This is a genomic window from Rodentibacter caecimuris (genome assembly GCF_001019715.1).
GTDB classification, from domain to species: domain Bacteria; phylum Pseudomonadota; class Gammaproteobacteria; order Enterobacterales; family Pasteurellaceae; genus Rodentibacter; species Rodentibacter caecimuris.
In genome coordinates this window covers 139958-162113 of sequence record NZ_BBXJ01000001.1, presented here as the reverse complement: position 1 = coordinate 162113, position 22156 = coordinate 139958, and the positions used below count along the sequence as shown (strand labels likewise).

Sequence of the window (22156 nt, the reverse complement as noted above, 5' to 3'; positions counted from 1 at the left end):
TTCTTATGAAAGAGAAAAGTTCATACCTAAATGGTGTTTCATCAGACAAAGGAATAAATGAAATGTTCAAGAAAAACAAGGTATTTGAGAAAAAAATTAAAAAAAGTGCGGTCAGAATTGAAATTGTTTTTTCTGACCGCATTTAGAATTGTTTAATGATTTTCTTTTTCTGTTTTAAGTAGCCCCGACGAGCCTTCAGAATAATCCAGCGGCGGTTCATTTTGCGGTTTATCTACGGCGGTGATTAATTGTTGTGTGAATAAACCTTTTGGATTTTCCGCTAATAAAGCGTCGGAAGAGTTAGCATAATGACGATAGAGTTTTTGATAATCGCCAATGAGGGTTTTAAATAATTCCGCACTTTCTGCGAAATGTTTTTCGAGTTGTTGATTTTGGCTTTCAAGTCGGGCTTTCACTGTTTTTAGCTCCGCTTCCGTTTGAACTTGCTGTTTTACTGATCCTTTGGTTAAACGTAAAATTAAATAGCCGAGGATAACCCCCACCGCTAAACCGATACCGGCAGTTTGCCACATTTCAGTTGTCCACGCTTGCATAGTTTACTCCTTATATTTGTTGTTTATTAAAGTATTTGAATGGTAAAAAGCATTGTAAGAAAAATGAAAAAAAATTTCTTTGCTACGGATCACAAATTTAATATTTAAACCGCTGCGGTAATCACAATTTCCACTTTCCATTCCGGCACGGCTAATTTGGCTTCAACGGTCGCACGGCTTGGCGGGTTTGAACGATCAACCCATTCATCCCAAGCTTGATTTAATTGTTGGTAATCTTTCATATCGGAAAGAAAGATTTGTGCATTAAGAATATTGCCTTTGTGCGATCCTATTTCGGCAAGCAATTTATCAATGAGTAAAAGCACCTCTTTGGTTTGCTCGTAGGCATCTTTTTCAAGGGTTTTCTCCGGGACTTGTCCGGCAAAATAAGCCACGCCGTTATAAATGGACACTTCGCAAAAGCGTTCGCTTGAATGAATTCGTTTGATAGTCATCATATTTTTCCTTTAACAATAAATCGGTTGTATTCTAAAGTGCGCTTCACACTTTGTAAATTTGAGTTTATCGCAGTAAAATGCTCAAGAATTATTCTCACTTACGGGCTCAATATGAAGCTGCTAATTTCTAATCAACATGGTGCCATTGTCATGGCATTATTACCTTTCCTTTACGGTATGTTGCTTAATCATCCCGTGTGGGCACATACTTTTTTATTAATGGCATGGTTTTCCCTTTATTTGATGTCTTACCCTTTGTTAAATTTGTTTAAAGGTAAAAATATCGAACAATACAGAAAATGGACGTTCATTTATGGTGCTGCAACGCTTGTTTTTGCTCTCCCTGCATTATGTTATAACCGGCAAATTCTTTATTTTATCGTGGCAATGCTGCCTTTTGTTTTAGTGAATATTTATTACGTTAAACAAAAAGACGAGCGTAATTTCTTCAATGATCTTGCAGGCATTGCCATTTTTGCTCTTGCCGGAATGGCAGCCTATTATTTCCCCGACCGCACTTTTGATATGAAAATTTGGTGGGTTGCCGTTTATCCTTCGTTGTTTTTTATCGGTACGACAATTTATGTGAAATCAATGATGCGTGAGCGGAAAAATCGGAAATATTTACGGGCATCAATTCTTTTTCATTCTTTTCTGGTGGCGTATTTTGCCGGAACAGGGCAATTTTATCTCGCATTAGCATTTTGGGTTGGTTGGGCGCGTGCAATTTATTTACCGCGTAAGAAACTTTCTGTCAAACAGGTTGGTCTAACGGAATTCTTAATCACAGCTATTTTCTTTGTGTTTCTTTTACTCGGCACATTAACAGGATGAATTTGATGAAAAAAACTTTCGTTATTTTTACCGCACTTTGGGGATTTTCAATGACTTTTTCGAGCCATTCGGAAGCACTGGAAACGAATCCCAAATTAACGGATCAACAACGGATGAATATGGCACAGAATTTTGCCAACAAACAAGATTGGCGATCCGTGTTTGAAATTATGCAACCTCTCGCATTGGAAGGTAATGTTCAAGCACAGGGGAATTTAGGTATGCTTTATAACCTTGGTCGCGGCGTGGAAAAAAACAAAGAGAAAGCCTACTGGTGGTTTAGTGAAGCCGCAGAGATGGGAAGCATTCGAGCCATTAATAATTTAGCGATGATGTACTACAGTGGCGATTATGTGAAAAAGGATATTCCGCAAGCCATCAAATTATTTGAAACTACGGCAAAAGCAAAAGATTTAGGTGCCATGATGATGTTGGCTGAAATTTATCTGAAGCAAAAAGATGAAACAAAATCTTTTGAGTGGGTTAAAAAAGCCGCCGATTTAGACAACCCCGACGCAAAATTGCGTTTAGGTATTTATTACGAAAAAGGTATTGGCACTTCAATGAATAAACATCTTGCGGCATTAATTTATCGTGAGATTTTGATTTCAAACAACATACCGAATGAAATTAAACAAGCTGCTGAGCAAAGGTTAAAAAATCTTTCTGAGCATAATATCCCCTAATAATAAGAATATTTTTTATGAAAAACACTCGTTTCCCCTTATTTCCAATTGCTGTTTTTGTTGTTATCAACCTCATTATTTTTTCTTTGTCCCGCTTGGGTTTATCTTTATGGCAAATGGAACGGGTTTCCGCCGTACAGGATTGGGGGGAATTATTCCTACAAGGCTTACGTATTGATGTAGTGGCGTTATGCTATTTATTTGGCGTTCCGGCATTATTTACAGTGTTGTTCCATACGAGTGATTTATGGAAAAAGATCCTACGGGTTTGGCTGACATTTGGCAGTGTTTTCATTATTTTTATGGAAATGGCTACGCCGGCATTTATTGAAACTTATGATTATCGACCGAACCGCCTGTTTATTGAGTATTTAATTTATCCTAAAGAAGTCTTTTCTATGTTGATGGAAGGGCATTTAAGTGCGGTCATTCTTAGCCTTGTTTTTACTGTCTTAGCGACAATACTTTATTGGCAACTTGCTGCTTGGTCGGTTAAAAATTTACGCCCAATGAGCTGGAAAGTTCGCCCGATTGTAGCATTGTTGGTGATTGCGGTGGGTTTTATCGGAGCACGTTCAAGCTTTCAGCACCGTGGCATTAATCCTGCGATGGTGGCATTTTCTTCCGATTCCTTGGTAAATTCTTTAGTATTAAATTCCGGCTATTCGGTGATTTATGCCGCACAGCAATTTAAGGACGAAGAAAAATCCTCAGAAATGTATGGCAAAATGGATACGAATGAAATGTTACGCATCGTGAAATTAAATCGTGGCAGAGCCGTAGATGATTATATTTCTGAAAAATTCCCAACCTTAACTAAAAATACTGCAAGCTATCAAGGCAAGCCCAAAAATATTGTCATCATATTGCAAGAAAGCCTTGGAGCACAGTTTATCGGTACTTTAGGCGGCAAGCCTCTTTCTCCGAATATTGATCGATTAGCCAAAGAAGGGTGGTTATTTGAAAATATTTATGCCACGGGAACCCGTTCCGTGCGAGGGATTGAAGCGGTAACCGCAGGTTTTATACCAACGCCGGCACGTGCTGTGGTTAAACTCAATAATGCACAAAATAATTTTTTCACCATTGCCGATTTTTTAGGTAAACAGGGCTACGACACCTCATTTATTTATGGCGGTGAAAAGCATTTTGATAATATGGCAAGTTTTTTCTACGGCAATGGGGTTAAAACGATTATTGATCAGCAAGACTATAAAAATCCGAAATTTACTGCTACTTGGGGAGTGAGTGATGAGGATTTGTTTGATAAAGCGGACGAAACTTTTACAAAACTGCAAAACGAGGGAAAACCTTTTTTCAGTCTTGTATTTAGCTCAAGTAATCATGATCCTTTTGAATTCCCCGATGGGAAAATCGAATTGTATGAACAACCCAAAGCAACACGAAATAATAGTGCAAAGTATGCGGATTATGCCGTTGGCCATTTCTTTAATTTAGCGAAAAAATCTAACTATTGGAAAGATACCATTTTCTTGGTGATTGCCGATCACGATTCACGAGCTGCCGGTGCTTCATTAATACCGATTAAAAATTTCCATATTCCGGCACTTATTTTAGGCGAGGGAATTGCGCCACGTCGTGATCTGCGTCTAGTGAGCCAAATTGATATGCCGACAACGTTATTATCCTTAGCGGGAGTAAGCGGTAATTACCCTATGATTGGTTATGATTTAACCAAAAATACCAACCCTGATCGTGCCATTATGCAATTTGATCAAACGCAGGCTTTAATGAAAGGAAACCGTGATGTGGTTATTCAAATGCCAAATAAAGCTGCACAAGGTTATTATTACGATAAAGCCACTGAAACGCTGAAGGAAAAAAGCGTATCGGAAGAAATGAAACAAGAAGCACTGGCGTATGCGTTGTTGGGTAGTTATTTATACAAAAATCGTTTGTATCAAGCGGGAAATGAAAATAAGTAAATAAAGTGCGGTTAGAAAATACGGTATTTTTCAGCATTATGTAGCAATGCTATCAAGATATTACCGATTAAAAAATTAAAATCCCTATTGAAATTTAAACTCAATAGGGATTTTTTTATGGTAAAAAGCGACTCAAGTACAGATGAATAGCATGCTTATTGCATTTCAATAATCACTTTCATCGCTTTTTCATCGGCTGCATGTTTGAATACATCATAGCCTTTTTCCATTTCACTTAATTTGAAATGATGGGTCGCTAATTTTTCAAGAGGCAATTTTCCGCATTGACAGGATTTTAATAACATTCCTGTGGTATTGGTATTCACCAATCCTGTGGTAATCGTTAAATTTTTGATCCAGAGTTTATCAATTTCAAAATTGACCGACTGACCGTGTACCCCAACATTCGCGAGATTGCCCCCTTCTTTTACCACTTTTTGACAAATATCCCAAGTCGCCGGTAAACCCACTGCTTCCATGGCACAATCGACACCACGTTGTTCTGTGATTGCCAAGATTTTTTCCACTGCATTTTCTTTCACAGAATTGATCGTGTGAGTTGCACCTAATTCTTTAGCAAGCGCCAAACGATTGTCATCCATATCTACAACAATAATCGTTGCGGGAGAATAGAATTGGGCGGTAAGTAAGCAGCCCATTCCGATAGGGCCTGCACCAATAATTGCAACGCTGTCCCCCGGTTTAACTTCGCCATATTTAACACCGATCTCGTGGCTCGTTGGCAGCACATCCGAGAGAAAGACGGCGATATCGGTATTTAAATTATCAGGCAATAAAAATAGAGAGTTATCGGCAAAAGGCGTACGCACATACTCTGCGTGGGTACCATCAATCATATAGCCCATGATCCATCCGCCCTCTTTTTGACAATGTGCATAAAGCTGCTTTTGGCAATTCTCGCAAGAACCACATTTACTGACACAGGAAATAATTACCCGATCGCCCTTTTTAAAGTTTTTTACCGCACTACCAACATCTTCAATGACACCAATCCCTTCGTGTCCCAAAATTCGCCCATTCCATTGCCCTGTTTTTGCTAAAGCCGTTTTTTCAATTTCCGGATTTTTTCCTTTCCAAATGCCTAAATCCGTACCGCAAATGGTGGTTTTTTCCATTTTAATAATGGCATCTGTCGGGTCAATAATCGTTGGAATAGGGCGATCTTCAAAACGAAGATCATTTGCACCGTAATAAGTCATTGCTTTCATAGTTTTGTTCATAATGAGTCTCCTATTCATTACTTACTTTATACTGTTATTACCGATGTGCATATACCTCAGCACAGAAATATTTTATCTCTACAGGAATAGAATAATCAATAAAAATCATACTTTTATTTAACAAAAAAATAACAATTTATTTTCATCTGATGTTTCTAGATTACATTGACAAATAAACAACCTATACTAAACATCTGAAATAAAAAAACGCTAGGGCTTTCGCAATCGTGTCAGTGATATTTTAAAGCAAGTGCGGTCAAAAACGCCCTCATTTTTAACCGCACTTTTTAGTTTTAATTAATCCGCCACCCAGATTTTTTCTAACTCTTTTGTTTCAGGGTGATATTTATAGACATTAATTCCGCCTCGCCCGTATTGTCCTGTAACGAGAATATTGGCTTTATAAGCGGAGGCTATGCTTAAATTTCCTCTTGAAATTTCAGGTTTATTTCCTATTTCTACATAGGCTTTTATCCAAGGATCGCCTGTTGTATAAAGTAATGCAAGTTCGTCATTACTATTAGGTAAAAGAATAAAATCTTTTTCTGTTACAAAAGCAACAGCAAAAGAATCAGAGCGACTGATCTGCTTATCTTTAAATTTTTCTGGGATGGGCAACAATTTACTTTTATCTCTTATCATAGAATCTTCTCTAAGAATCCCATCAATAGCAGCTAATTTAAATTGTTGATGAGGGTTCAATGCTGACCACATATAACGTTGTCCATTTTCACTTGTTGCTACAATCCATTTTCCATCTGAGCTAATTAGTCCCATCGTTCTTCCTGAATTCCCCCACAAACGAGCTAATGGTTTCAAGTTTTTTATATTCCATAACGTCATACCTAAATAGCTATCTTTTTTATATTTATCAGGGTTTACAGGATTAGCTGTTAATTTTGTTTGAGCAGGAGGAGTTCCCCTAGCAGTTAGAACATCCCCTACTGAAAGAAGATAATTACCAACGATTACAAACTTATAGGGCTGGCTAGGACCGATTGGAGCATCGGTATAAATTGGCGCTAAATTTGGGATCGGAAAGGCATTCAAATTTATGCGGTCAATAGTCAATTTTAGATCGTTGTGCGACGGCTTGCATAATACTGAGAGAATCCAATATGATGTAGCAAATGCACAATTTAAAGAAAATGTAGGGACGACACACTGGCATCCGTGAAAAATCAAATGATTTTAAAAGGTTGTATGGCGCCCCTACCTATGAGATAAAATGCCCTATTTTTTAACCGCACTTTTGCCGACTATTCTTTATTCTCTTTGGCTAAACCTACCCCAGCATAACCACGTTCACGCATGATCACTTCTTTTGATTTACGGATCATGCTTTCAATAGTCATACCTTGTACGAGGATAGAGAACATTACTACGGCATAGGTCATGCCTAAAATAAGATCACGCACATCCATATTTAACCCTTTAATGTAGGATTGCCCCATAGGGATAGAAAGTGCCATTGCCAATGCCAAGCCGCCGCGTAATGCGCCCCAAGTCAGCACTCGTAGGGTATAAGGATTGTATTTGCGATAGCGTTTCATCACTTGGAAAGGAAGCCATACACTGATGTAACGGCAAACCAAGCAAATCGGAATGGCTAGAACAATCAGAATTAAACCTTGCCATGAAACATGAATAAGGAGAATGGCTAAGCCGATTAAAATAAATAGAAGTGAATTGAGGAAGTGATCGATCATTTCCCAAAAATGATTAAAGTAGTGCCGACTTTGCTTTGAAAATCCGGTATAGCGAGTCCAGTTACCGATTAAAATTCCGGCAACGACCATCGCAAGCGCACCGGAAACATGGAGTAAATTGGCTAACATAAAACCGGCAGTCGGGATAGTCAGGGTTAATAAAATCTCTAATGAACCGTCATCGGTTGCAGAAATTAAATAATGAGCAAGTAAGCCGATAGCAAAACCAAAAGCAATGCCGCCTAACGCCTCTTTGAAAAATAGATGTAATACACCGCCGGCTGTCGGTTCTTGTCCGCCGAAGGCAACGGCAAAAACGGTGGTAAAAATCACTAATCCGATCCCGTCATTAAATAAGGATTCTCCTTCAACCTGCATCGCTAAACGCTTTGGGGCTTTTAAGTTTTTAATAATGGCGAGTACGGCGATAGGGTCGTCAGGAGAGATTAATGCACCGAATAAAATGCAGTAGATTAAATCGATATGCCAACCGAATAATTGACTGATCGCATAAAGCATAAAACCGATAAAAAAAGTAGAGGCAAAGGTAGAGAACAGCGCAAAGGTGGTGATTTCCCATTTTTGGTTTTTTAATACCGGCAATTTAATGCCTAATGCACCGGCAAAAAGTAAGAAACCGAGAATACCGTTTAGTAAGAAATCTTTAAAATCAATTCGTTCTACAACTTTTGTTGCGATTTCATCTAAATTAAACCAATTTAAATATCCTAATAAAACCAATATTAAAGAACCCAACATAGAGGTGGCGGTAATTGCAATGGTATATTGGATATTATCATTGATTTTTCGTGTGATAAAACTGATTAAAATAGCAATAGCGGCAAGAAAGCAGAGGTAGGTGTAAATATTCATGGTTTAGTTCCAAACTAAGAATAAGAAATAGTAGGCATGATTAAATTAAACGTTGTCTAGTATAAGCAAACTGCTATCATTTATAAAGTTCATATTGAAATATATAAAATAATGAAAACGATTAATAAAATTTTTGCATTTTTACTCGTGGTAGGTATTGCAGTCGGAATTTATCTTGTTAGCCAACTTCGTATTTTTGAATCGATTCAAATTGATTTAAAAACGACTGCTCAATTCTCTTTTAATCCGACAAATACATTTTGTTTTTCCCGTGAGGAATCGATTCCTACTTTAGCGAAAAAACACTTTCGATTATTAAGTTGGAATATTCATAAAGGTTCGGATCAAGGTTGGCAGCAAGATTTAGCCCATTTTTCACAAGATCAGGATTTTGTTCTTCTACAAGAAGCCACGCCCGAACAAAATTTGTCTTCATTTTCCACCGCACTTTTTATTTCAAGTTTTTCTTATAAAGGGCGGCAATCCGGTGTGAAAACCTTTAGCCGTACTGTGCCAAAAAGTTATTGCGGCATTGCCGAGCCAGAACCTTGGATTCGTATTCCCAAAGTCGCCGGTGTGATGACATTCCCATTGAATAATGGTGGTGAATTATTCGTGATTAATGCCCATTTAATCAATTTTGAGTGGCAGCCCGACGCCTACCGCGCACAATTGGAGCAGATTTTTTCTTTGATTCCGTCTTATCAAAGTGCGGTCATTTTAGCGGGCGATTTTAATGCGTGGAATGCAGAACGAAAACAAATCCTCGATGAATTTATGAGAAAAAAGGGGTTAAATGAAGTGTCTTTTTCTCAAGATGAACGGGTACGATTTTTTGATTATCCGTTGGATTATGTATTTGTCAGGGGGATGAAAGTCTTAACCGCAACATCGAAAAAAGTTGCCTCTTCCGATCATTCTCCGGTTTGGCTAGAGTTCATTTTAGAGTAAGCAAAGGCAACGATTGAGCATATTGTCAGCGAAAAATATTGTGAAAATTAACCGCACTTTTTGTTTAAATTTTGTGCTCTCTATCACAATATATTGTAAAAACAGTGAAAAAATATATCTCATTTTAACTGAAAAATGATACAGTTAGTGCCATCTGACTTTTTGTCATTTATCGGAAGAATGAACTTGAATTCATTCAATAAAATCATCAACCCAATCATCAAACAGAGGGAAACAGTATGTTAATTGGTGTACCAAAAGAACTGCTTGATAATGAAGCGCGTGTGGCGGCAACGCCAAAAACGGTTCAACAAATCCTGAAATTGGGCTTTGAGGTTATCGTTGAACACGATGCGGGCTTTAAAGCAAGTTTTGAGGATCAAGCATTTTTAGACGCAGGTGCAAAAATTGGTACGGCGGCTGAAATTTGGCAATCGGATATCATTTTTAAAGTAAATCCGCCGACAGATGAAGAAATTGCTCAAATGAAAGAAGGCGCAACGTTGGTCAGTTTCATTTGGCGTGCGCAAAATCCTGAGTTAATGCAAAAATTAACAGCGAAAAAAATCAATGTGCTTGCAATGGATGCCGTGCCGCGTATTTCTCGCGCACAAGCCTTGGACGCATTAAGTTCCATGGCGAATATTTCCGGTTACCGTGCGGTGATCGAGGCGGCACATGAATTTGGCAGTTTTTTCACCGGACAAATTACAGCGGCAGGTAAAGTCCCGCCGGCGAAAGTGTTGGTGATTGGTGCGGGGGTAGCCGGTTTAGCTGCGATTGGGGCGGCAAATAGCCTTGGTGCGATTGTACGTGCATTTGATTCCCGTCCGGAAGTAAAAGAACAAGTTCAAAGTATGGGCGCAAGCTTCTTAGAAATTGATTTTAAAGAAGAAGGCGGCAGCGGTGATGGTTATGCGAAAGTGATGTCGGAAGAATTTAACCGCCGAGCAATGGAACTTTACGCAGAGCAAGCCAAAGAGGTGGATATTATCATTACAACGGCTGCGATTCCGGGTAGACCTGCGCCACGTTTAATCACCAAAGAAATGGTGGATTCCATGAAAGCAGGTTCGGTGATTGTGGATTTGGCCGCCGCAACAGGCGGTAACTGCGAATATACCCAAGCGGGTAAAGTCGTGACGACTGAAAACCAAGTGAAAGTGATCGGCTATACGGATTTCCCAAGCCGCTTACCGACACAATCTTCCCAACTTTACGGCACAAACTTAGTCAATTTATTGAAACTCTTGTGTAAAGAGAAAGACGGCAACATTAACATTGATTTTGAGGATGTAGTATTACGCGGTGTGACTGTTGTACGTGATGGGGAAGAGATTCCTCCGGCACAAATTCAAGTGTCGGCTCAACCAAAACAAGAGGCGAAAGCGACACCTGTAGCGGAGAAAAAAGAAGCCAAACCGACCAATCCGCGTGTGAAATACGGTGTGATGGCTGGTGTTGGAGTATTATTCCTGTGGCTTGCGTCTGTTGCACCGGCTGCGTTTTTATCACATTTTACGGTGTTTGTATTAGCCTGCGTAGTGGGGTATTACGTGGTTTGGAACGTTAGCCATGCACTTCACACACCATTAATGGCGGTGACAAATGCCATTTCAGGTATCATTATTGTAGGGGCGTTACTGCAAATTCGTCAGCTGTCAGGCAACCTCTTTATTGATGCGTTAGCCTTTGTGGCAATTTTGGTGGCAAGCATCAATATTTTTGGTGGATTCCGTGTAACACAACGTATGTTGGCAATGTTTAGAAAAGGTTAAGGAGAACGTAATGTCTGAAGGTTTAGTACAGGCTGCGTATATTGTTGCAGCATTACTTTTCATTATGAGCTTGGCGGGACTTTCTAAACACGAAACTGCCAAAGCAGGTTGTTGGTTTGGTATTGTCGGGATGACGATTGCACTCGTGGCGACGATTTTTGGCCCGCATTCCGAAGGGACATTTTGGATCATCATTGCGATGATTATCGGTGGTGTAATCGGTGTTCAACGCGCATTAAAAGTGGAAATGACGGAAATGCCGGAGCTTGTAGCAATTCTCCACAGCTTTGTAGGTTTAGCCGCCGTGCTTGTCGGTTTTAATAGCTACGGTTTACACGATATTCCCACTATGCCGAACGGTTTAGATGATGTGCAACAGGCTCAATTCTTGGCAGAACAGGCAACCCTGACGACTATTCACAATGTTGAAGTGTTTCTCGGGATCTTTATCGGTGCAGTAACGTTCACGGGATCAGTGGTGGCATTCGGTAAGTTAAGCGGCAAAATTAACTCAAAAGCATTAATGTTGCCACATCGTCATAAATTAAACTTAGCCGCGATTGTGGTTTCTGTATTATTGATGGTTGCCTTTTTGAACAATCCGGAAAATATTTTCCCTGTGTTATTAATGACCGCAATCGCACTGGCATTCGGTTGGCATTTAGTGGCATCGATCGGTGGTGCGGATATGCCGGTAGTGGTATCTATGCTTAACTCTTACTCCGGTTGGGCGGCGGCGGCGGCAGGTTTTATGCTGAGCAATGACCTATTAATCGTAACCGGGGCGTTAGTAGGCTCTTCCGGTGCGATTCTCTCTTACATTATGTGTAAAGCGATGAACCGATCATTTATCAGCGTAATTGCCGGTGGCTTTGGCAACGATGTGCAAGTCTCTTCCGATGAAGAACAAGGCGAGCACCGTGAGACTACAGCGGAAGAAGTGGCGGAGTTATTGAAAAACGCAAGTTCCGTCATTATCACACCGGGATATGGTATGGCGGTGGCGCAAGCGCAATATCCGGTGGCGGATATCACCGCAAAATTACGTGAACGCGGCGTAAATGTACGTTTTGGTATTCACCCTGTTGCGGGTCGTTTACCGGGTCATATGAATGTATTGTTAGCGGAAGCCAAAGTACCTTATGACGTTGTGCTTGAAATGGATGAAATCAATGAAGATTTCGCAGATACCGATGTGGTATTGGTTATCGGGGCAAACGATACGGTAAATCCGGCGGCAATGGAAGATCCAAACAGCCCGATTGCAGGAATGCCGGTGTTGGAAGTATGGAAAGCGCAAAATGTGATTGTATTCAAACGCTCTATGGCGGTGGGTTATGCCGGTGTGCAAAATCCATTATTCTTCAAAGAGAATACCCAAATGCTCTTTGGTGATGCGAAAGATCGCGTTGAAGACATTTTGAAAGCCCTTTAAAACAGGCTGAAAATAAACCGCACTTTGGGAAGCTGAAGTGCGGTATTTTTTTGCGTTAAATTTATAACCTCACAAATCTGACCCCACTATGTTGTAACAGTAGTTTTATTGGATCTTCATGATTTGCAACGCTTTTTTCTTTGAGCTTAATTAATTTCATCCGCAAGTGTGCCAATTCATGAATACGTTTAGCAATATCCTTAATATGACTATCCAATAATTTATTCATTTCTTCTGTTCGTTGCTCGGTTTGGTTTTCGAGCGAAATTAAGGTTTTGATTTCATTGAGAGATAAATTTAAACTTCGGCAATTGCAAATAAAAGACAGACGTTGCAGATGATCTTCATTATATCGACGAAAATTTCCATTTGTGCGTTGGGGGGCGGGGAGTAGTCCCTGTTTTTCGTAAAAACGAATGGTTTCTACGGTACAATTTAATGCTTTGGCAAGCTGACCTATTTTCATGATTTTCCTCAAAATTTTGCTTGACTCTAAAGTTACTTCATATTTTATCATTGCTCCCGCTTTTTTAATAATAAGGAAACCAATAAATGCAATTCAAAAAAATAACAATGGGATTAGCCGCACTTTTCACACTATCTGTGGCAAATGCACATAATGTATGGCTTGAACCGACTTCATCACAGGGTGAATATGTGATGAAATTCGGCCATACGGAAACGGAATCCTACCCACAACATAAAATTAAGTCCTTACAAATCATAAATTCTCAAGGAAAATTAACCGCACTTGACTATCAATTCAAAAACGGCGAAGCCTACGTGATCCCCGAATCCAATATGGTATTTATGACATTTAACAATGGTGTATGGTCAAAATTACCAAGTGGTAAATATGTGGAAAAAACCAAACGGGAAGCACCCTCCGCGGAATTTAGTACTAATCCGCTGAAATTGGGTAAAGCGATTTTAAAATGGGATGAACAGTCTTTTAAAGCCCATGATGTCGCTTATGAATTGATCCCGCAGGCGAGAGCCGAGGCGGGAAAACCGCTTGCTATTCTTGTGTTACACAACGGTAAACCGATTCAAGCTATTAAGGTAGGTATAGGTGAAGACGCCCCGTTTAATTTAACCGATGAAAAGGGGATTGCCGAATTTACACCGGTGAAAGGTTACAACAAAGTATGGGCGGAGTTTGAAGAAAATGTGGCGGATAACCCTGATTATGATCGCCGAACCGTTGAATATATGCTGACCTTTGATGCCCAATAAATAGGCGATGCTGTAATGAAAATATTGTCTTTTTTCACCGCACTTTTTCTTGCATTGTACTTACCGAATGTGCAAGCTCATGCGCTTCACGTATTTGCTCAATATGACGGGCAAATCCTTTCCGGCAAATCCTACTATTCCGATATGACACCGGCGGCGGAAACCTATTTAGAAGTGTTTCGTTCGGGAACGAAAGAACCAATTTTAAATTCCAAAACAAATATGAAAGGTGAATTTCGCCTTGCGGTGCCGAATGTGGCTGGGGCGGTATTAAAAGTCGTGGTGGAAGGTGAGGAAGGTCATCATGCCTCTATTGTGGCGGATCGTACATCACCTTCAAATAATCAAACCGCGGATCTGATGCTGCTGCGATCTGATATTAACCAGTTGAAAGATAAAATTTATTGGCGTGATATTTTAGGCGGGATTGGCTACATTGTCGGCATCGCCGGACTGATAGCTTGGTGGAATTCACGGAAAACTAAATAAGGATACTCAAAATGCATTTATCCGAAGGTGTCTTGCATACACCGATTTTATTAGCCGGAGCAGTTCTCGCCGTGATAGGAATTACGATCGGAATACGCCGTTTAGAGGTTGAAAATTTACCGCTCGCAGCACTTTTTGCCGCCGCTTTCTTTGTCGCCGGTACGATCCATATACCGGTCGGCATCGGCAGTGTGCATTTGATTTTAAACGGTATGGCGGGGCTTTTTCTGGGCTGGGCGGTTTTTCCAGCCTTTCTCATCGCTTTATTGTTACAAGTGTTGTTTTTCTCTTTTGGCGGCTTTGCGGTATTAGGGGTAAACCTTTGTTTGATGGCAACGCCGGCACTTATCGCTCACTATCTGTTCCGTTCATTTTTGATGCCTAAAATGCCATTAAAAAGCCGTTTATTTGTTGGTATCGGCGCGGGGATTATCGGCGTAGGGGGAGCAGCCGCATTAGCCTCTTTGGCATTGGTGCTTGACGGAGGGAAAAGTTATAGCAGTCTGGTTGGGTTATTGCTCATTTCCCATATTCCGGTATTTGTGTTAGATAGCCTAATCAGTGTTGGTGTGATTTCACTTCTTTGTAAAATGTATCCTCAAGCATTGAATCGCACGGCAATTGTTTCATGAAAATTCATGCTTTATTTCAACCGCACTTTCGTTTGATCGGGCTTTTTCTCTGGGGACTAATAATTAGCGGTTTAAGTGTTTTTTCTTGGCTTATTACGCTTAATATTAGTGTCATGGCTGTTTTTATTTTGTTGGTTTTAATTCATTCCAAGCCTTTATTTCCCTATGTTAAACGCTGGTTAAGCTTATTGATTTTTATCTTTTTAATCTGGGCGACACTGGTTTGGAAGGTAGGGGAAAAAGGTATTGAAGTTAATATACAAGGAATACGACTTGCTGAAATACTTAGCCTAAGAATGAATCTAGTATTGTTTTCTCTCTGGCTTTTTTTATGGAATATCAACGATGCCATATTGATTCAAGCACTTGGCAAATTACCCTTACCAGAAAAACTCGTACAATTGTTTGTTTTGACGATACGTTACATTGCATTGCTTGGCGAGCTACGACAAAAGATGGATATTGCAATGCGTGCCCGTGGCTATCAAGCCGCATTTAATCGTCGAACCTTTTATGTGACGGCACAGGCAGTGACATTATTATTAATTCATGCCTTATTGAAAGCGGAAACGGCACAAATTGCATTGAAGTGTCGCAGTTTTCAATTTGGTAAAAGGAAAGAAGATGCTGAACGTTAAAGAGCTTTACATTGAACGTAATGGCAAACCGATTATTCAAGATTTAACGTTTCACCTTGAAGAGAAAAAACGCTTATTTATTCAAGGGGAAATTGGTGCGGGTAAAACCACTTTATTACTTGCCTTACTTGGGTTTGTTCCTATTTCAAAAGGGGAAATCCGATTATTTGGAAAAAACTGTCGAAAAGAAAAAGATTTTGCCCCTTTTCGTGGTGTGGTGGGAATTTGCTTTCAGAATGCCGATGATCAACTTTTCGGCCCGACCGTGCTGGATGATGTCGCTTTTGGTCCGCTTAACCAAGGTCACTTTCAAGCATACGCCTATCAACTTGCGGAACAACAACTTGACTGTCTGGGGATTAGTCATTTAAAGGATCGCACGGTGCATACGCTTTCAGGCGGCGAAAAGAATTTTACCGCTCTTGCCGGTGTGCTTGCTATGCAACCTAGAATTTTATTGTTGGACGAACCAACCAATGGCTTAGATCGCAAAAATACGGAAAAACTGACCGCACTTTTGCGTGAGCTTGGGCTGCCTATGTTAATTTCTTCACATTATCAAGGATTTATTGATGAATTGGCGGATGAAATTATCAATTTGTGATCGCCACGAAATCTAAAAAAATCAATAAATCCCGTTGGGAACGCGCTGCAAGCTATCGGGCTCAAATTCCGTTTCCGGATAGATTGGGAGTGACTGAATAATTAGTAAAGATTGACCGCACTTTGTCGCCATAATAAAAAGTGCGGTCAATTTTGTTTTATTTCACCTGATTAATTAGGAATTGGGTGAGTAACGAAACCGGACGACCGGTTGCGCCTTTATTCGCACCTTGTAACCATGCCGTACCGGCGATATCCAAGTGTGCCCAGCGGTATTTTTTAGTGAAGTTAGATAAAAACGCCCCTGCTGTGCTTGCTCCGCCCCAGCGTCCGCCAATATTGGCAAGATCGGCAAAGGGGGATTTAAGCTGTTCTTGGTATTCTTCGCTTAGTGGTAAACGCCAGGCTTTATCCGTAGTTTGTTTGGCGGCATTGAGTAATTCGGTGACAAGAGTTTCATCTTCTGACATTAGCCCGCTGTTGTGTTGCCCCAATGCGACAACGCACGCGCCGGTTAGGGTCGCAACATCGATGACCAGCTCAGGCTCAAAACGTTCTACATAGGTGAGGGTATCGCAAAGTACCAGACGGCCTTCCGCATCGGTGTTTAGCACTTCGACGGTTAAGCCGTTCATGGTAGTGAGAATATCGCCTGGTCGATAGGCATTACCATCCGGTAGGTTTTCACAACCTGCAAGCACTCCAATCACATTGAGGGGTAAGTTAAGTTCTGCAATGGCTTTCATAGTCCCGAATACGGAAGCCGCCCCGCCCATATCATATTTCATTTCGTCCATATCGGCTGCGGGTTTCAAGGAAATACCGCCGGCATCAAAGGTTAAGCCTTTGCCGACAAGCACAATCGGTTTGGTATTTTTATCTGCGGCGTTGTTAAAATGAAGAAGCGACATATAGGCAGGGTTTGATGAACCGCGGGAAACCGCAAGATAAGCATTCATACCTAACTCAGCCATCATTTTTTCATCGATCACATCAAGGGAAAGTGCGGTGGATTTTTCCGCTAAATTTTTCGCTTGTTCGGTCAGATAAGCCGGGTTGCACACATTAGGCGGCATATTGGCAATATCCCGAGCCGCTTTCACGCCGCTTGCAATAGCTTGGGCGTGCTTGATCGCGAGTTGTGCCTGTTGGCAATCCGTGTTGAAAATGAGCGTTTCTAGGCTGATTGGTTCTGCTTTTTTAGATTTGAATTGATCGAATTGATAGTTGCTATGTTCAATGGTTTCAATGGCAAAACGGATGTTCCAGTAAAGATCACGGTTATTGAGTTCAACTTCTGTCAAATAACAAACCGCTTCACGAATAGCGGCATCTTTTAACGCTTTTAACATATTTTGAATCAGTTGCTTATATTGGCGTTCGCTGAGTTCGCCTTTTTTACCGCAACCAATAATTAACACTCGTTTTGCGCTAGTGCCATTGAGGTCGCGTAGCAATAAAGTTTGTCCTAATTTTCCGCTGAGTTCGCCGGATTGTATTAAAGCGTTGAGGTAGCCTTGAGTGGTAAGGTCGATTTCATTGAAACTTTTTGAAAATTCATTGTTCTCATACACACCGATTACAATACATTCGGCAGCTTGTGAAAGTGCGGTTAATTTTGCTTGATATTTCATTTGATTTCCTTATTTTGATTGTTTAAATCAGCGAAAATAAGGTATCATACGCGGTCGATTTTATCTAGTTTTCCCCTCAATTTTAACGATAAACAATAACGATATAAGATGATTTTAACGCGATATTTAACGAAAGAAGTCTTTAAGAGCCAAGTGGCGATTTTGTTCATTTTGTTGTTGATCTTTTTCAGCCAGCAACTTGTGCGTGTGCTTGGTTCTGCGGCAAATGGTAATGTACCGGCAGATTTGGTTTTTTCTTTACTTGGACTGGGAATGCCGACCATGGCGCAATTAATGTTGCCGTTGTGTTTGTTTATTGCCATTTTGTTGACATTTGGGCGTTTATATGCGGAAAGTGAAATTACCGTGATGCGTGCTTGCGGTGTCGGTCAGCGGATTTTAGTGCGTGTGGCGCTCGTACTGTCTTTGTTTACTGCGGGCTTAGCTGCATATAATGCGTTATGGCTTTCCCCTTGGGCGATTCAAAAGCAAAGCACTATTGTTGAAGAGGCGAAAGCGAATCCAACGATGGGGGCGCTTTCTTCCGGTCAGTTTATCTCCGGCAATAATAATTTTGTGTTGTTTATTGATAACATTAAAGGTAATCAAATCAATGAGGTTTACCTATTCCAAACTGCACCAAAAGGACAAACCAAACCTTCTGTCATCACTGCGGAAAAAGGGGAATTAAAAGCCTTGCCAAATGGCGATCAAATTCTGAATTTGCAAAATACACAACGGGTGGAAGGCACAGCTGCGTTGCCGGATTTCCGTATTACACATTTTGATAATTATCAAGCTTACTTAGGATTTCAAGCTACTGATAGCAAATCTGATGAAGCCGCTGCGCTTTCTTCTGAAGAATTAGTGAAACAAAATAGCATGGCTGCAAAAGCCGAATTACATTGGCGGATTAGTCTTATTTTAGCCGTGCCGTTAATGGCATTAATTGCTGTGCCGTTAAGTAGAGTGAATCCAAGACAAGGGCGTTTTGCGAAAATTCTGCCTGCATTATTGCTTTATCTTATTTATTTCTTGTTACAAAGCTCATTGAAATCTGCCGGTTCGGCGGGAAAATTAGATACGGCAATTTTTATGCCTACCGTAAATGTTATCTTTTTATTGATTGGGATTGTATTAAATACTTGGGATAGTGCCATGATGTATAAATTCCGCCGTCTTTTTAGCCGAAAAGGGTAAGCCAAATGATGAATACCTTAGACCGTTATATTGGTAAAAGCATTTTAGGGGCTATTTTTGCAACGTTGCTCATGCTTGTGGGCTTGTCTGCCATCATCAAATTCGTGGAGCAGTTCCGTAGTGTCGGTAAGGGAACTTATGATGTATTGCAAGCGGTTAGTTTTACTTTTTTAACTATACCAAAGGATGTGGAAACATTTTTCCCTATGGCGGTATTATTGGGGGCGTTGATTGCTCTTGGTAACTTGGCTAGTCGTAGTGAACTAGTGGTGATGCAATCAGCAGGTTTCTCACGTTTTAGAATTGGATTGGCAGTGATGAAAACTGCCTTACCATTAGTGATTTTAACAATGGTGATTGGTGAATGGGGCATTCCGCAAACGGAACAGTTTGCCCGTGATATGCGCGCCCGAGCGATTTCAGGCGGTTCAATGCTTTCAATAAAAAACGGCGTATGGGCGAAAGACGGTCAGCGTTTTGTTTTTGTGCGTAGCGTAACGGATAATGTTAAATTAAACGATGTTTATATTTACACCTTTGATGATAAGCGACATTTAACGCAGTTAAAACACGCCAATCAGGCGACCTATTCTTTGGAAGAAAACAAGTGGAAACTGCATCAAGTAAACGATTCGACGATCCAAAAAGAAAGTATTGTCACGACAAATCGTTTAACCGAATCTTGGGAAACCAATTTAACCCCGGATAAATTGGGGGCTGTATCATTGCGTCCGACCTCGTTGTCTATCAGCGGATTATATGAATATATCCACTTTTTAAAAGAAACCGGGCAAGACGCTCGGCGCTTTGAATTAACTTTTTGGCGTAAAGTTTTTCAGCCGATTTCTGTCGGTGTGATGATGATGCTTGCCTTATCCTTTATTTTCGGATCTTTGCGTAGCGTGACGGCAGGCGCAAGAATTGTAACGGGAATTTGTTTTGGTTTCTTGTTTTATGTGGTCAATGAGATTTTTGGGCAAATGAGCGTTGTTTATAATATGCCGGCAGTGTTTGGCGCATTAATCCCAAGTTTGTTATTTATTGCGATTATCTGGTGGCTATTAAGTCGAAAACGGGATTAATTTTAGCAAGGTAGATAGCATAAAAAGTGTAGTGTGGTTAATTTCAAATGAATTTTAAAACTTACTTGAAGGGAATTTGTTTTGGTTTCTTGTATTATGTTGTAAACGAGATTTTTGAAGAAATGATCGTCGTTTATAATATGTCGGTAAGATTTGGCGCATTAATCCCAAGTTTGTTATTTGTTGCGGTTATCTGGTGGCTATTAAGTCGAAAACGGGATTAATTTTAGCAAAGTAGATGGCATAAAAAAGTGCGGTCAATTTCAAATGAGTTTTAAAACTCTTATGAAATTGACCGCACTTTTGTTTTGGTTGGTTAGTCCTCTTTAAAGGCAAGCATCATTTCTTCTGCTTTTTTCACCATTTGTTCCGAGCCGACAAATAACGGTATGCGCTCGTGTAATTCTTTCGGTTCAATATCTAAAATTCGACGATAACCGTCAGTGGCTAATCCCCCGGCTTGTTCAGCCAAAAATGCCATAGGATTGCCCTCATAAAGTAAGCGGAGTTTCCCTTTTGGATAGTTAGTCGCGCTAGGATAAATATAAATTCCGCCTTTTAATAAATTGCGGTGAAAATCGGCAACAAGAGAACCGATATAGCGTGAAGCATAAGGACGTTGTGTCGCTTTATCTTCTTCTTGGCAATATTTAATATATTTTTTCACGCCTTGTGGGAATTTGAGGTATTGCCCTTCGTTGATGGAATAAATACGCCCGTCTTTTGGCATTTTCATATTTTCATGGGATAAACAGAACGTGCCGATAGAGGGATCATAGGTGAAACCGTTCACGCCATTCCCTGTGGTGTAAACCAACATAGTAGATGAACCGTACACAATATAGCCTGCCGCAACCTGTCTATTGCCGGGCTGAAGGAAATCTTCCATCGTTACTGGTGTGCCAATAGGGGAGATTCGACGATAAATAGAGAAAATTGTCCCGACGGACACATTGACATCAATATTAGAAGAACCATCAAGGGGATCGGTTAAAATCACATATTTCGCATTACGTCCGCGTTCCGTATCAAAGGCAATAAAACTTTCTTCTTCTTCGGAGGCAAAGCCTGCTACTTCTTCACGTGCCATAAGAGCGGCTTTCATCGTATTATGAGCAAAGAGATCGAGTTTCATTTGGCTTTCACCCTGCACATTTTCAATGCCGGATTGACCTAAAATACTGGTGAGCCCTGCTTTATTGATATCACGATGAATGATCTTAGCTAATAAACGGATCGACGATAAAATCCCACTTAGTTCTCCTTTTGCATTAGGGTATTCCGCTTGACGTTCCACAATAAATTCACTTAATGTTTTCATACTTTTTCCTTCTAACAACGCTTGTGGTAATTATATGATATTTAAAATTTTCACAAAAAAGACAATTTTCAATAATGAGATCTCGATCACAAAATTTTATATTTTCAAAATAGGGCAACGTAGCGGTAGGAGAGGCTGAGTTATTATTTATTGGTTGAGATGTCTTGCTAAATGAATATCAACAATATCCACTAAATGTTTGAGAAAAGAAACATCTTGTCCGTTATGAAAACGTTGTGTATCACGTGAGCGAAAGAGCAACATTGCGCTGGGTTTGTGAGTATCTTTTAGACCAAACAGGCAGCAAGCCACAGAACCGATGGGCAATTCTTCCGGTAAAAATATTAAAGATTTCTCTTTACCGCTTAATTCACCCAAATAAAATTGGCGTAATCCTAAACGTTCCAAACGAATAATTTCAAAGGCTTTACGATCAACCCAATTATGCGAGGGGATACTTTCCGTTTTTTTCCAACTATCGGTAAATAGAAGAATTTTAGCGCCCTCCAATTCATAAGATTTTGCCCATTGATCTAATTTTTTTTCGATAGAACGAAAATCTTGCGCTTGAAACAATTTCTTTTGGAGTGGCATTAAGGCGAAGAAAATATCGGCGTCATGAATAGCCAGTCGGTGTAATTTTTCAAGTTGTGAGGTGAGTGCGGTAATTTGTTGACGCAGTTGGTTTAATTGGGCATTAATGAGTGAAATCGTCCCTTTTTGTGAATGATGAAAAGTCAGTTTTCTTAAGAGTGAAGAATGTCGGGTAAAGAAATCAGGATGGCTTTCAAGGTAATGAATAATATCTTGTTCGTTCATAATATGTGATTCAAAACAGAAGAAAAAAAGACCGCAC

General features: G+C 40.2%; 22 protein-coding genes and 2 pseudogenes. 15 read left to right on the top strand and 9 right to left on the bottom strand.

Going from position 1 to position 22156, the window contains the following annotated elements; all coding sequences use genetic code 11:
- Nucleotides 1-5: 5 nt before the first annotated feature.
- Complete coding sequence (locus PNEUHYL_RS13365; protein WP_158074916.1) at nucleotides 6-146, top strand: hypothetical protein; 141 nt, start codon at nucleotides 6-8, stop codon at nucleotides 144-146.
- A gap of 6 nt (nucleotides 147-152) precedes the next feature.
- Here the strand turns inward: PNEUHYL_RS13365 and PNEUHYL_RS00785 are convergent, their stop codons facing one another.
- Nucleotides 153-554, bottom strand: a complete 402-nt coding sequence (locus PNEUHYL_RS00785; protein ID WP_059365368.1) for a Z-ring associated ZapG family protein — start codon at nucleotides 552-554, stop codon at nucleotides 153-155.
- A gap of 104 nt (nucleotides 555-658) precedes the next feature.
- Nucleotides 659-1009 carry a RidA family protein gene (locus PNEUHYL_RS00780; protein WP_059365367.1) on the bottom strand — a complete coding sequence of 117 codons (351 nt, stop codon included), beginning with the start codon at nucleotides 1007-1009 and terminating at the stop codon, nucleotides 659-661.
- Between the two features lie 114 nt (nucleotides 1010-1123).
- On the opposite strand from PNEUHYL_RS00780, the gene PNEUHYL_RS00775 reads away from it, so the two are divergent.
- The 3 genes and pseudogenes from PNEUHYL_RS00775 to PNEUHYL_RS00765 all read left to right on the top strand — a co-directional run bounded on the left by PNEUHYL_RS00775 (nucleotide 1124) and on the right by PNEUHYL_RS00765 (nucleotide 4478).
- The gene (locus PNEUHYL_RS00775) at nucleotides 1124-1846 is read left to right on the top strand and encodes a YwiC-like family protein (RefSeq protein ID WP_059365366.1); all 723 of its coding nucleotides are present in this window, start codon (nucleotides 1124-1126) and stop codon (nucleotides 1844-1846) included.
- Between the two features lie 50 nt (nucleotides 1847-1896).
- Nucleotides 1897-2376 (top strand): annotated as a pseudogene (locus PNEUHYL_RS00770) (tetratricopeptide repeat protein); the annotation flags it as partial.
- 173 nt (nucleotides 2377-2549) lie between these two features.
- Entirely contained in the window at nucleotides 2550-4478 is a 1929-nt protein-coding gene (locus tag PNEUHYL_RS00765; protein ID WP_059365364.1) for an LTA synthase family protein, read from the top strand.
- A 155-nt stretch (nucleotides 4479-4633) separates the two neighbouring features.
- On the opposite strand, the gene PNEUHYL_RS00760 is transcribed toward PNEUHYL_RS00765, so the two are convergent.
- The 3 genes from PNEUHYL_RS00760 to PNEUHYL_RS00750 form a co-directional block, all read right to left on the bottom strand.
- The gene (locus PNEUHYL_RS00760) at nucleotides 4634-5719 is read right to left on the bottom strand and encodes a zinc-dependent alcohol dehydrogenase family protein (RefSeq protein WP_059365363.1); all 1086 of its coding nucleotides are present in this window, start codon (nucleotides 5717-5719) and stop codon (nucleotides 4634-4636) included.
- A gap of 297 nt (nucleotides 5720-6016) precedes the next feature.
- Entirely contained in the window at nucleotides 6017-6790 is a 774-nt protein-coding gene (locus PNEUHYL_RS00755; protein ID WP_059365362.1) for a hypothetical protein, read from the bottom strand.
- 188 nt (nucleotides 6791-6978) lie between these two features.
- Nucleotides 6979-8301 carry a cation:proton antiporter gene (locus PNEUHYL_RS00750; RefSeq protein WP_059365361.1) on the bottom strand — a complete coding sequence of 441 codons (1323 nt, stop codon included), beginning with the start codon at nucleotides 8299-8301 and terminating at the stop codon, nucleotides 6979-6981.
- Between the two features lie 111 nt (nucleotides 8302-8412).
- Between PNEUHYL_RS00750 and PNEUHYL_RS00745 the strand changes: the two genes are divergently transcribed.
- From PNEUHYL_RS00745 to pntB, 3 genes are all read left to right on the top strand, one after another.
- Nucleotides 8413-9252: an endonuclease/exonuclease/phosphatase family protein gene (locus tag PNEUHYL_RS00745; RefSeq protein ID WP_059365360.1), complete on the top strand. Its 840-nt coding sequence runs from the start codon at nucleotides 8413-8415 to the stop codon at nucleotides 9250-9252.
- 239 nt (nucleotides 9253-9491) lie between these two features.
- Nucleotides 9492-11030: a Re/Si-specific NAD(P)(+) transhydrogenase subunit alpha gene (gene pntA / locus PNEUHYL_RS00740; protein ID WP_059365359.1), complete on the top strand. Its 1539-nt coding sequence runs from the start codon at nucleotides 9492-9494 to the stop codon at nucleotides 11028-11030.
- Nucleotides 11031-11040: 10 nt separating this feature from the next.
- Nucleotides 11041-12465, top strand: a complete 1425-nt coding sequence (gene pntB, locus PNEUHYL_RS00735) for a Re/Si-specific NAD(P)(+) transhydrogenase subunit beta (RefSeq protein ID WP_059365358.1) — start codon at nucleotides 11041-11043, stop codon at nucleotides 12463-12465.
- 61 nt (nucleotides 12466-12526) lie between these two features.
- Here the strand turns inward: pntB and PNEUHYL_RS00730 are convergent, their stop codons facing one another.
- A complete protein-coding gene (locus PNEUHYL_RS00730) occupies nucleotides 12527-12931 on the bottom strand; it encodes a MerR family transcriptional regulator (RefSeq protein WP_059365357.1) in 405 nt (134 codons plus the stop codon).
- 86 nt (nucleotides 12932-13017) lie between these two features.
- Between PNEUHYL_RS00730 and PNEUHYL_RS00725 the strand changes: the two genes are divergently transcribed.
- Genes PNEUHYL_RS00725 through PNEUHYL_RS00705 form a run of 5 tightly spaced genes read left to right on the top strand, consistent with a single transcriptional unit; the run spans nucleotide 13018 to nucleotide 16064 of the window.
- Complete coding sequence (locus tag PNEUHYL_RS00725; RefSeq protein WP_059365356.1) at nucleotides 13018-13701, top strand: DUF4198 domain-containing protein; 684 nt, start codon at nucleotides 13018-13020, stop codon at nucleotides 13699-13701.
- Between the two features lie 15 nt (nucleotides 13702-13716).
- Nucleotides 13717-14190 carry a hypothetical protein gene (locus PNEUHYL_RS00720; RefSeq protein ID WP_059365355.1) on the top strand — a complete coding sequence of 158 codons (474 nt, stop codon included), beginning with the start codon at nucleotides 13717-13719 and terminating at the stop codon, nucleotides 14188-14190.
- A gap of 11 nt (nucleotides 14191-14201) precedes the next feature.
- Nucleotides 14202-14822, top strand: coding sequence for a cobalt transporter CbiM (gene cbiM, locus PNEUHYL_RS00715; RefSeq protein WP_059365354.1), 621 nt, complete (start codon nucleotides 14202-14204; stop codon nucleotides 14820-14822).
- Nucleotides 14819-15460, top strand: a complete 642-nt coding sequence (locus PNEUHYL_RS00710; protein WP_059365353.1) for an energy-coupling factor transporter transmembrane component T family protein — start codon at nucleotides 14819-14821, stop codon at nucleotides 15458-15460. The genes cbiM and PNEUHYL_RS00710 overlap by 4 nt, the downstream gene beginning before the upstream one ends.
- A complete protein-coding gene (locus PNEUHYL_RS00705; protein ID WP_059365352.1) occupies nucleotides 15447-16064 on the top strand; it encodes an energy-coupling factor ABC transporter ATP-binding protein in 618 nt (205 codons plus the stop codon). The genes PNEUHYL_RS00710 and PNEUHYL_RS00705 overlap by 14 nt, the downstream gene beginning before the upstream one ends.
- Nucleotides 16065-16221: 157 nt before the next feature.
- On the opposite strand, the gene PNEUHYL_RS00700 is transcribed toward PNEUHYL_RS00705, so the two are convergent.
- Nucleotides 16222-17697, bottom strand: a complete 1476-nt coding sequence (locus PNEUHYL_RS00700) for a leucyl aminopeptidase (protein WP_059365351.1) — start codon at nucleotides 17695-17697, stop codon at nucleotides 16222-16224.
- A gap of 108 nt (nucleotides 17698-17805) precedes the next feature.
- Here PNEUHYL_RS00700 and lptF point away from each other — a divergent pair, with 108 nt between their 5' ends.
- The 3 genes and pseudogenes from lptF to PNEUHYL_RS00685 form a co-directional block, all read left to right on the top strand.
- On the top strand, nucleotides 17806-18897 hold the full coding sequence (gene lptF, locus PNEUHYL_RS00695; protein WP_059365350.1) for an LPS export ABC transporter permease LptF: 1092 nt from the start codon (nucleotides 17806-17808) through the stop codon (nucleotides 18895-18897).
- Between the two features lie 5 nt (nucleotides 18898-18902).
- Nucleotides 18903-19979: an LPS export ABC transporter permease LptG gene (lptG, locus tag PNEUHYL_RS00690; RefSeq protein WP_059365349.1), complete on the top strand. Its 1077-nt coding sequence runs from the start codon at nucleotides 18903-18905 to the stop codon at nucleotides 19977-19979.
- Nucleotides 19980-20050: 71 nt separating this feature from the next.
- Nucleotides 20051-20203 (top strand): annotated as a pseudogene (locus PNEUHYL_RS00685) (LptF/LptG family permease); the annotation flags it as partial.
- Between the two features lie 92 nt (nucleotides 20204-20295).
- Here PNEUHYL_RS00685 and fbp read toward each other — a convergent pair.
- Both fbp and PNEUHYL_RS00675 read right to left on the bottom strand, forming a co-directional pair.
- Nucleotides 20296-21300, bottom strand: a complete 1005-nt coding sequence (gene fbp, locus PNEUHYL_RS00680) for a class 1 fructose-bisphosphatase (RefSeq protein WP_059365348.1) — start codon at nucleotides 21298-21300, stop codon at nucleotides 20296-20298.
- Nucleotides 21301-21447: 147 nt separating this feature from the next.
- Nucleotides 21448-22119: a DUF484 family protein gene (locus tag PNEUHYL_RS00675; protein ID WP_059365347.1), complete on the bottom strand. Its 672-nt coding sequence runs from the start codon at nucleotides 22117-22119 to the stop codon at nucleotides 21448-21450.
- Between the last annotated feature and the right edge of the window lie 37 nt (nucleotides 22120-22156).

What these genes read in the sequence shown, in the direction of transcription:
- PNEUHYL_RS13365 (WP_158074916.1), top strand. Translation starts at nt 6, where the DNA reads ATGAAAGAGAAAAGTTCATACCTAAATGGTGTTTCATCAGACAAAGGA.
- PNEUHYL_RS00785 (WP_059365368.1), bottom strand. Translation starts at nt 554, where the DNA reads ATGCAAGCGTGGACAACTGAAATGTGGCAAACTGCCGGTATCGGTTTA.
- PNEUHYL_RS00780 (WP_059365367.1), bottom strand. Translation starts at nt 1,009, where the DNA reads ATGACTATCAAACGAATTCATTCAAGCGAACGCTTTTGCGAAGTGTCC.
- PNEUHYL_RS00775 (WP_059365366.1), top strand. Translation starts at nt 1,124, where the DNA reads ATGAAGCTGCTAATTTCTAATCAACATGGTGCCATTGTCATGGCATTA.
- PNEUHYL_RS00765 (WP_059365364.1), top strand. Translation starts at nt 2,550, where the DNA reads ATGAAAAACACTCGTTTCCCCTTATTTCCAATTGCTGTTTTTGTTGTT.
- PNEUHYL_RS00760 (WP_059365363.1), bottom strand. Translation starts at nt 5,719, where the DNA reads ATGAACAAAACTATGAAAGCAATGACTTATTACGGTGCAAATGATCTT.
- PNEUHYL_RS00750 (WP_059365361.1), bottom strand. Translation starts at nt 8,301, where the DNA reads ATGAATATTTACACCTACCTCTGCTTTCTTGCCGCTATTGCTATTTTA.
- PNEUHYL_RS00745 (WP_059365360.1), top strand. Translation starts at nt 8,413, where the DNA reads ATGAAAACGATTAATAAAATTTTTGCATTTTTACTCGTGGTAGGTATT.
- pntA (WP_059365359.1), top strand. Translation starts at nt 9,492, where the DNA reads ATGTTAATTGGTGTACCAAAAGAACTGCTTGATAATGAAGCGCGTGTG.
- pntB (WP_059365358.1), top strand. Translation starts at nt 11,041, where the DNA reads ATGTCTGAAGGTTTAGTACAGGCTGCGTATATTGTTGCAGCATTACTT.
- PNEUHYL_RS00730 (WP_059365357.1), bottom strand. Translation starts at nt 12,931, where the DNA reads ATGAAAATAGGTCAGCTTGCCAAAGCATTAAATTGTACCGTAGAAACC.
- PNEUHYL_RS00725 (WP_059365356.1), top strand. Translation starts at nt 13,018, where the DNA reads ATGCAATTCAAAAAAATAACAATGGGATTAGCCGCACTTTTCACACTA.
- PNEUHYL_RS00720 (WP_059365355.1), top strand. Translation starts at nt 13,717, where the DNA reads ATGAAAATATTGTCTTTTTTCACCGCACTTTTTCTTGCATTGTACTTA.
- cbiM (WP_059365354.1), top strand. Translation starts at nt 14,202, where the DNA reads ATGCATTTATCCGAAGGTGTCTTGCATACACCGATTTTATTAGCCGGA.
- PNEUHYL_RS00710 (WP_059365353.1), top strand. Translation starts at nt 14,819, where the DNA reads ATGAAAATTCATGCTTTATTTCAACCGCACTTTCGTTTGATCGGGCTT.
- PNEUHYL_RS00705 (WP_059365352.1), top strand. Translation starts at nt 15,447, where the DNA reads ATGCTGAACGTTAAAGAGCTTTACATTGAACGTAATGGCAAACCGATT.
- PNEUHYL_RS00700 (WP_059365351.1), bottom strand. Translation starts at nt 17,697, where the DNA reads ATGAAATATCAAGCAAAATTAACCGCACTTTCACAAGCTGCCGAATGT.
- lptF (WP_059365350.1), top strand. Translation starts at nt 17,806, where the DNA reads ATGATTTTAACGCGATATTTAACGAAAGAAGTCTTTAAGAGCCAAGTG.
- lptG (WP_059365349.1), top strand. Translation starts at nt 18,903, where the DNA reads ATGATGAATACCTTAGACCGTTATATTGGTAAAAGCATTTTAGGGGCT.
- fbp (WP_059365348.1), bottom strand. Translation starts at nt 21,300, where the DNA reads ATGAAAACATTAAGTGAATTTATTGTGGAACGTCAAGCGGAATACCCT.
- PNEUHYL_RS00675 (WP_059365347.1), bottom strand. Translation starts at nt 22,119, where the DNA reads ATGAACGAACAAGATATTATTCATTACCTTGAAAGCCATCCTGATTTC.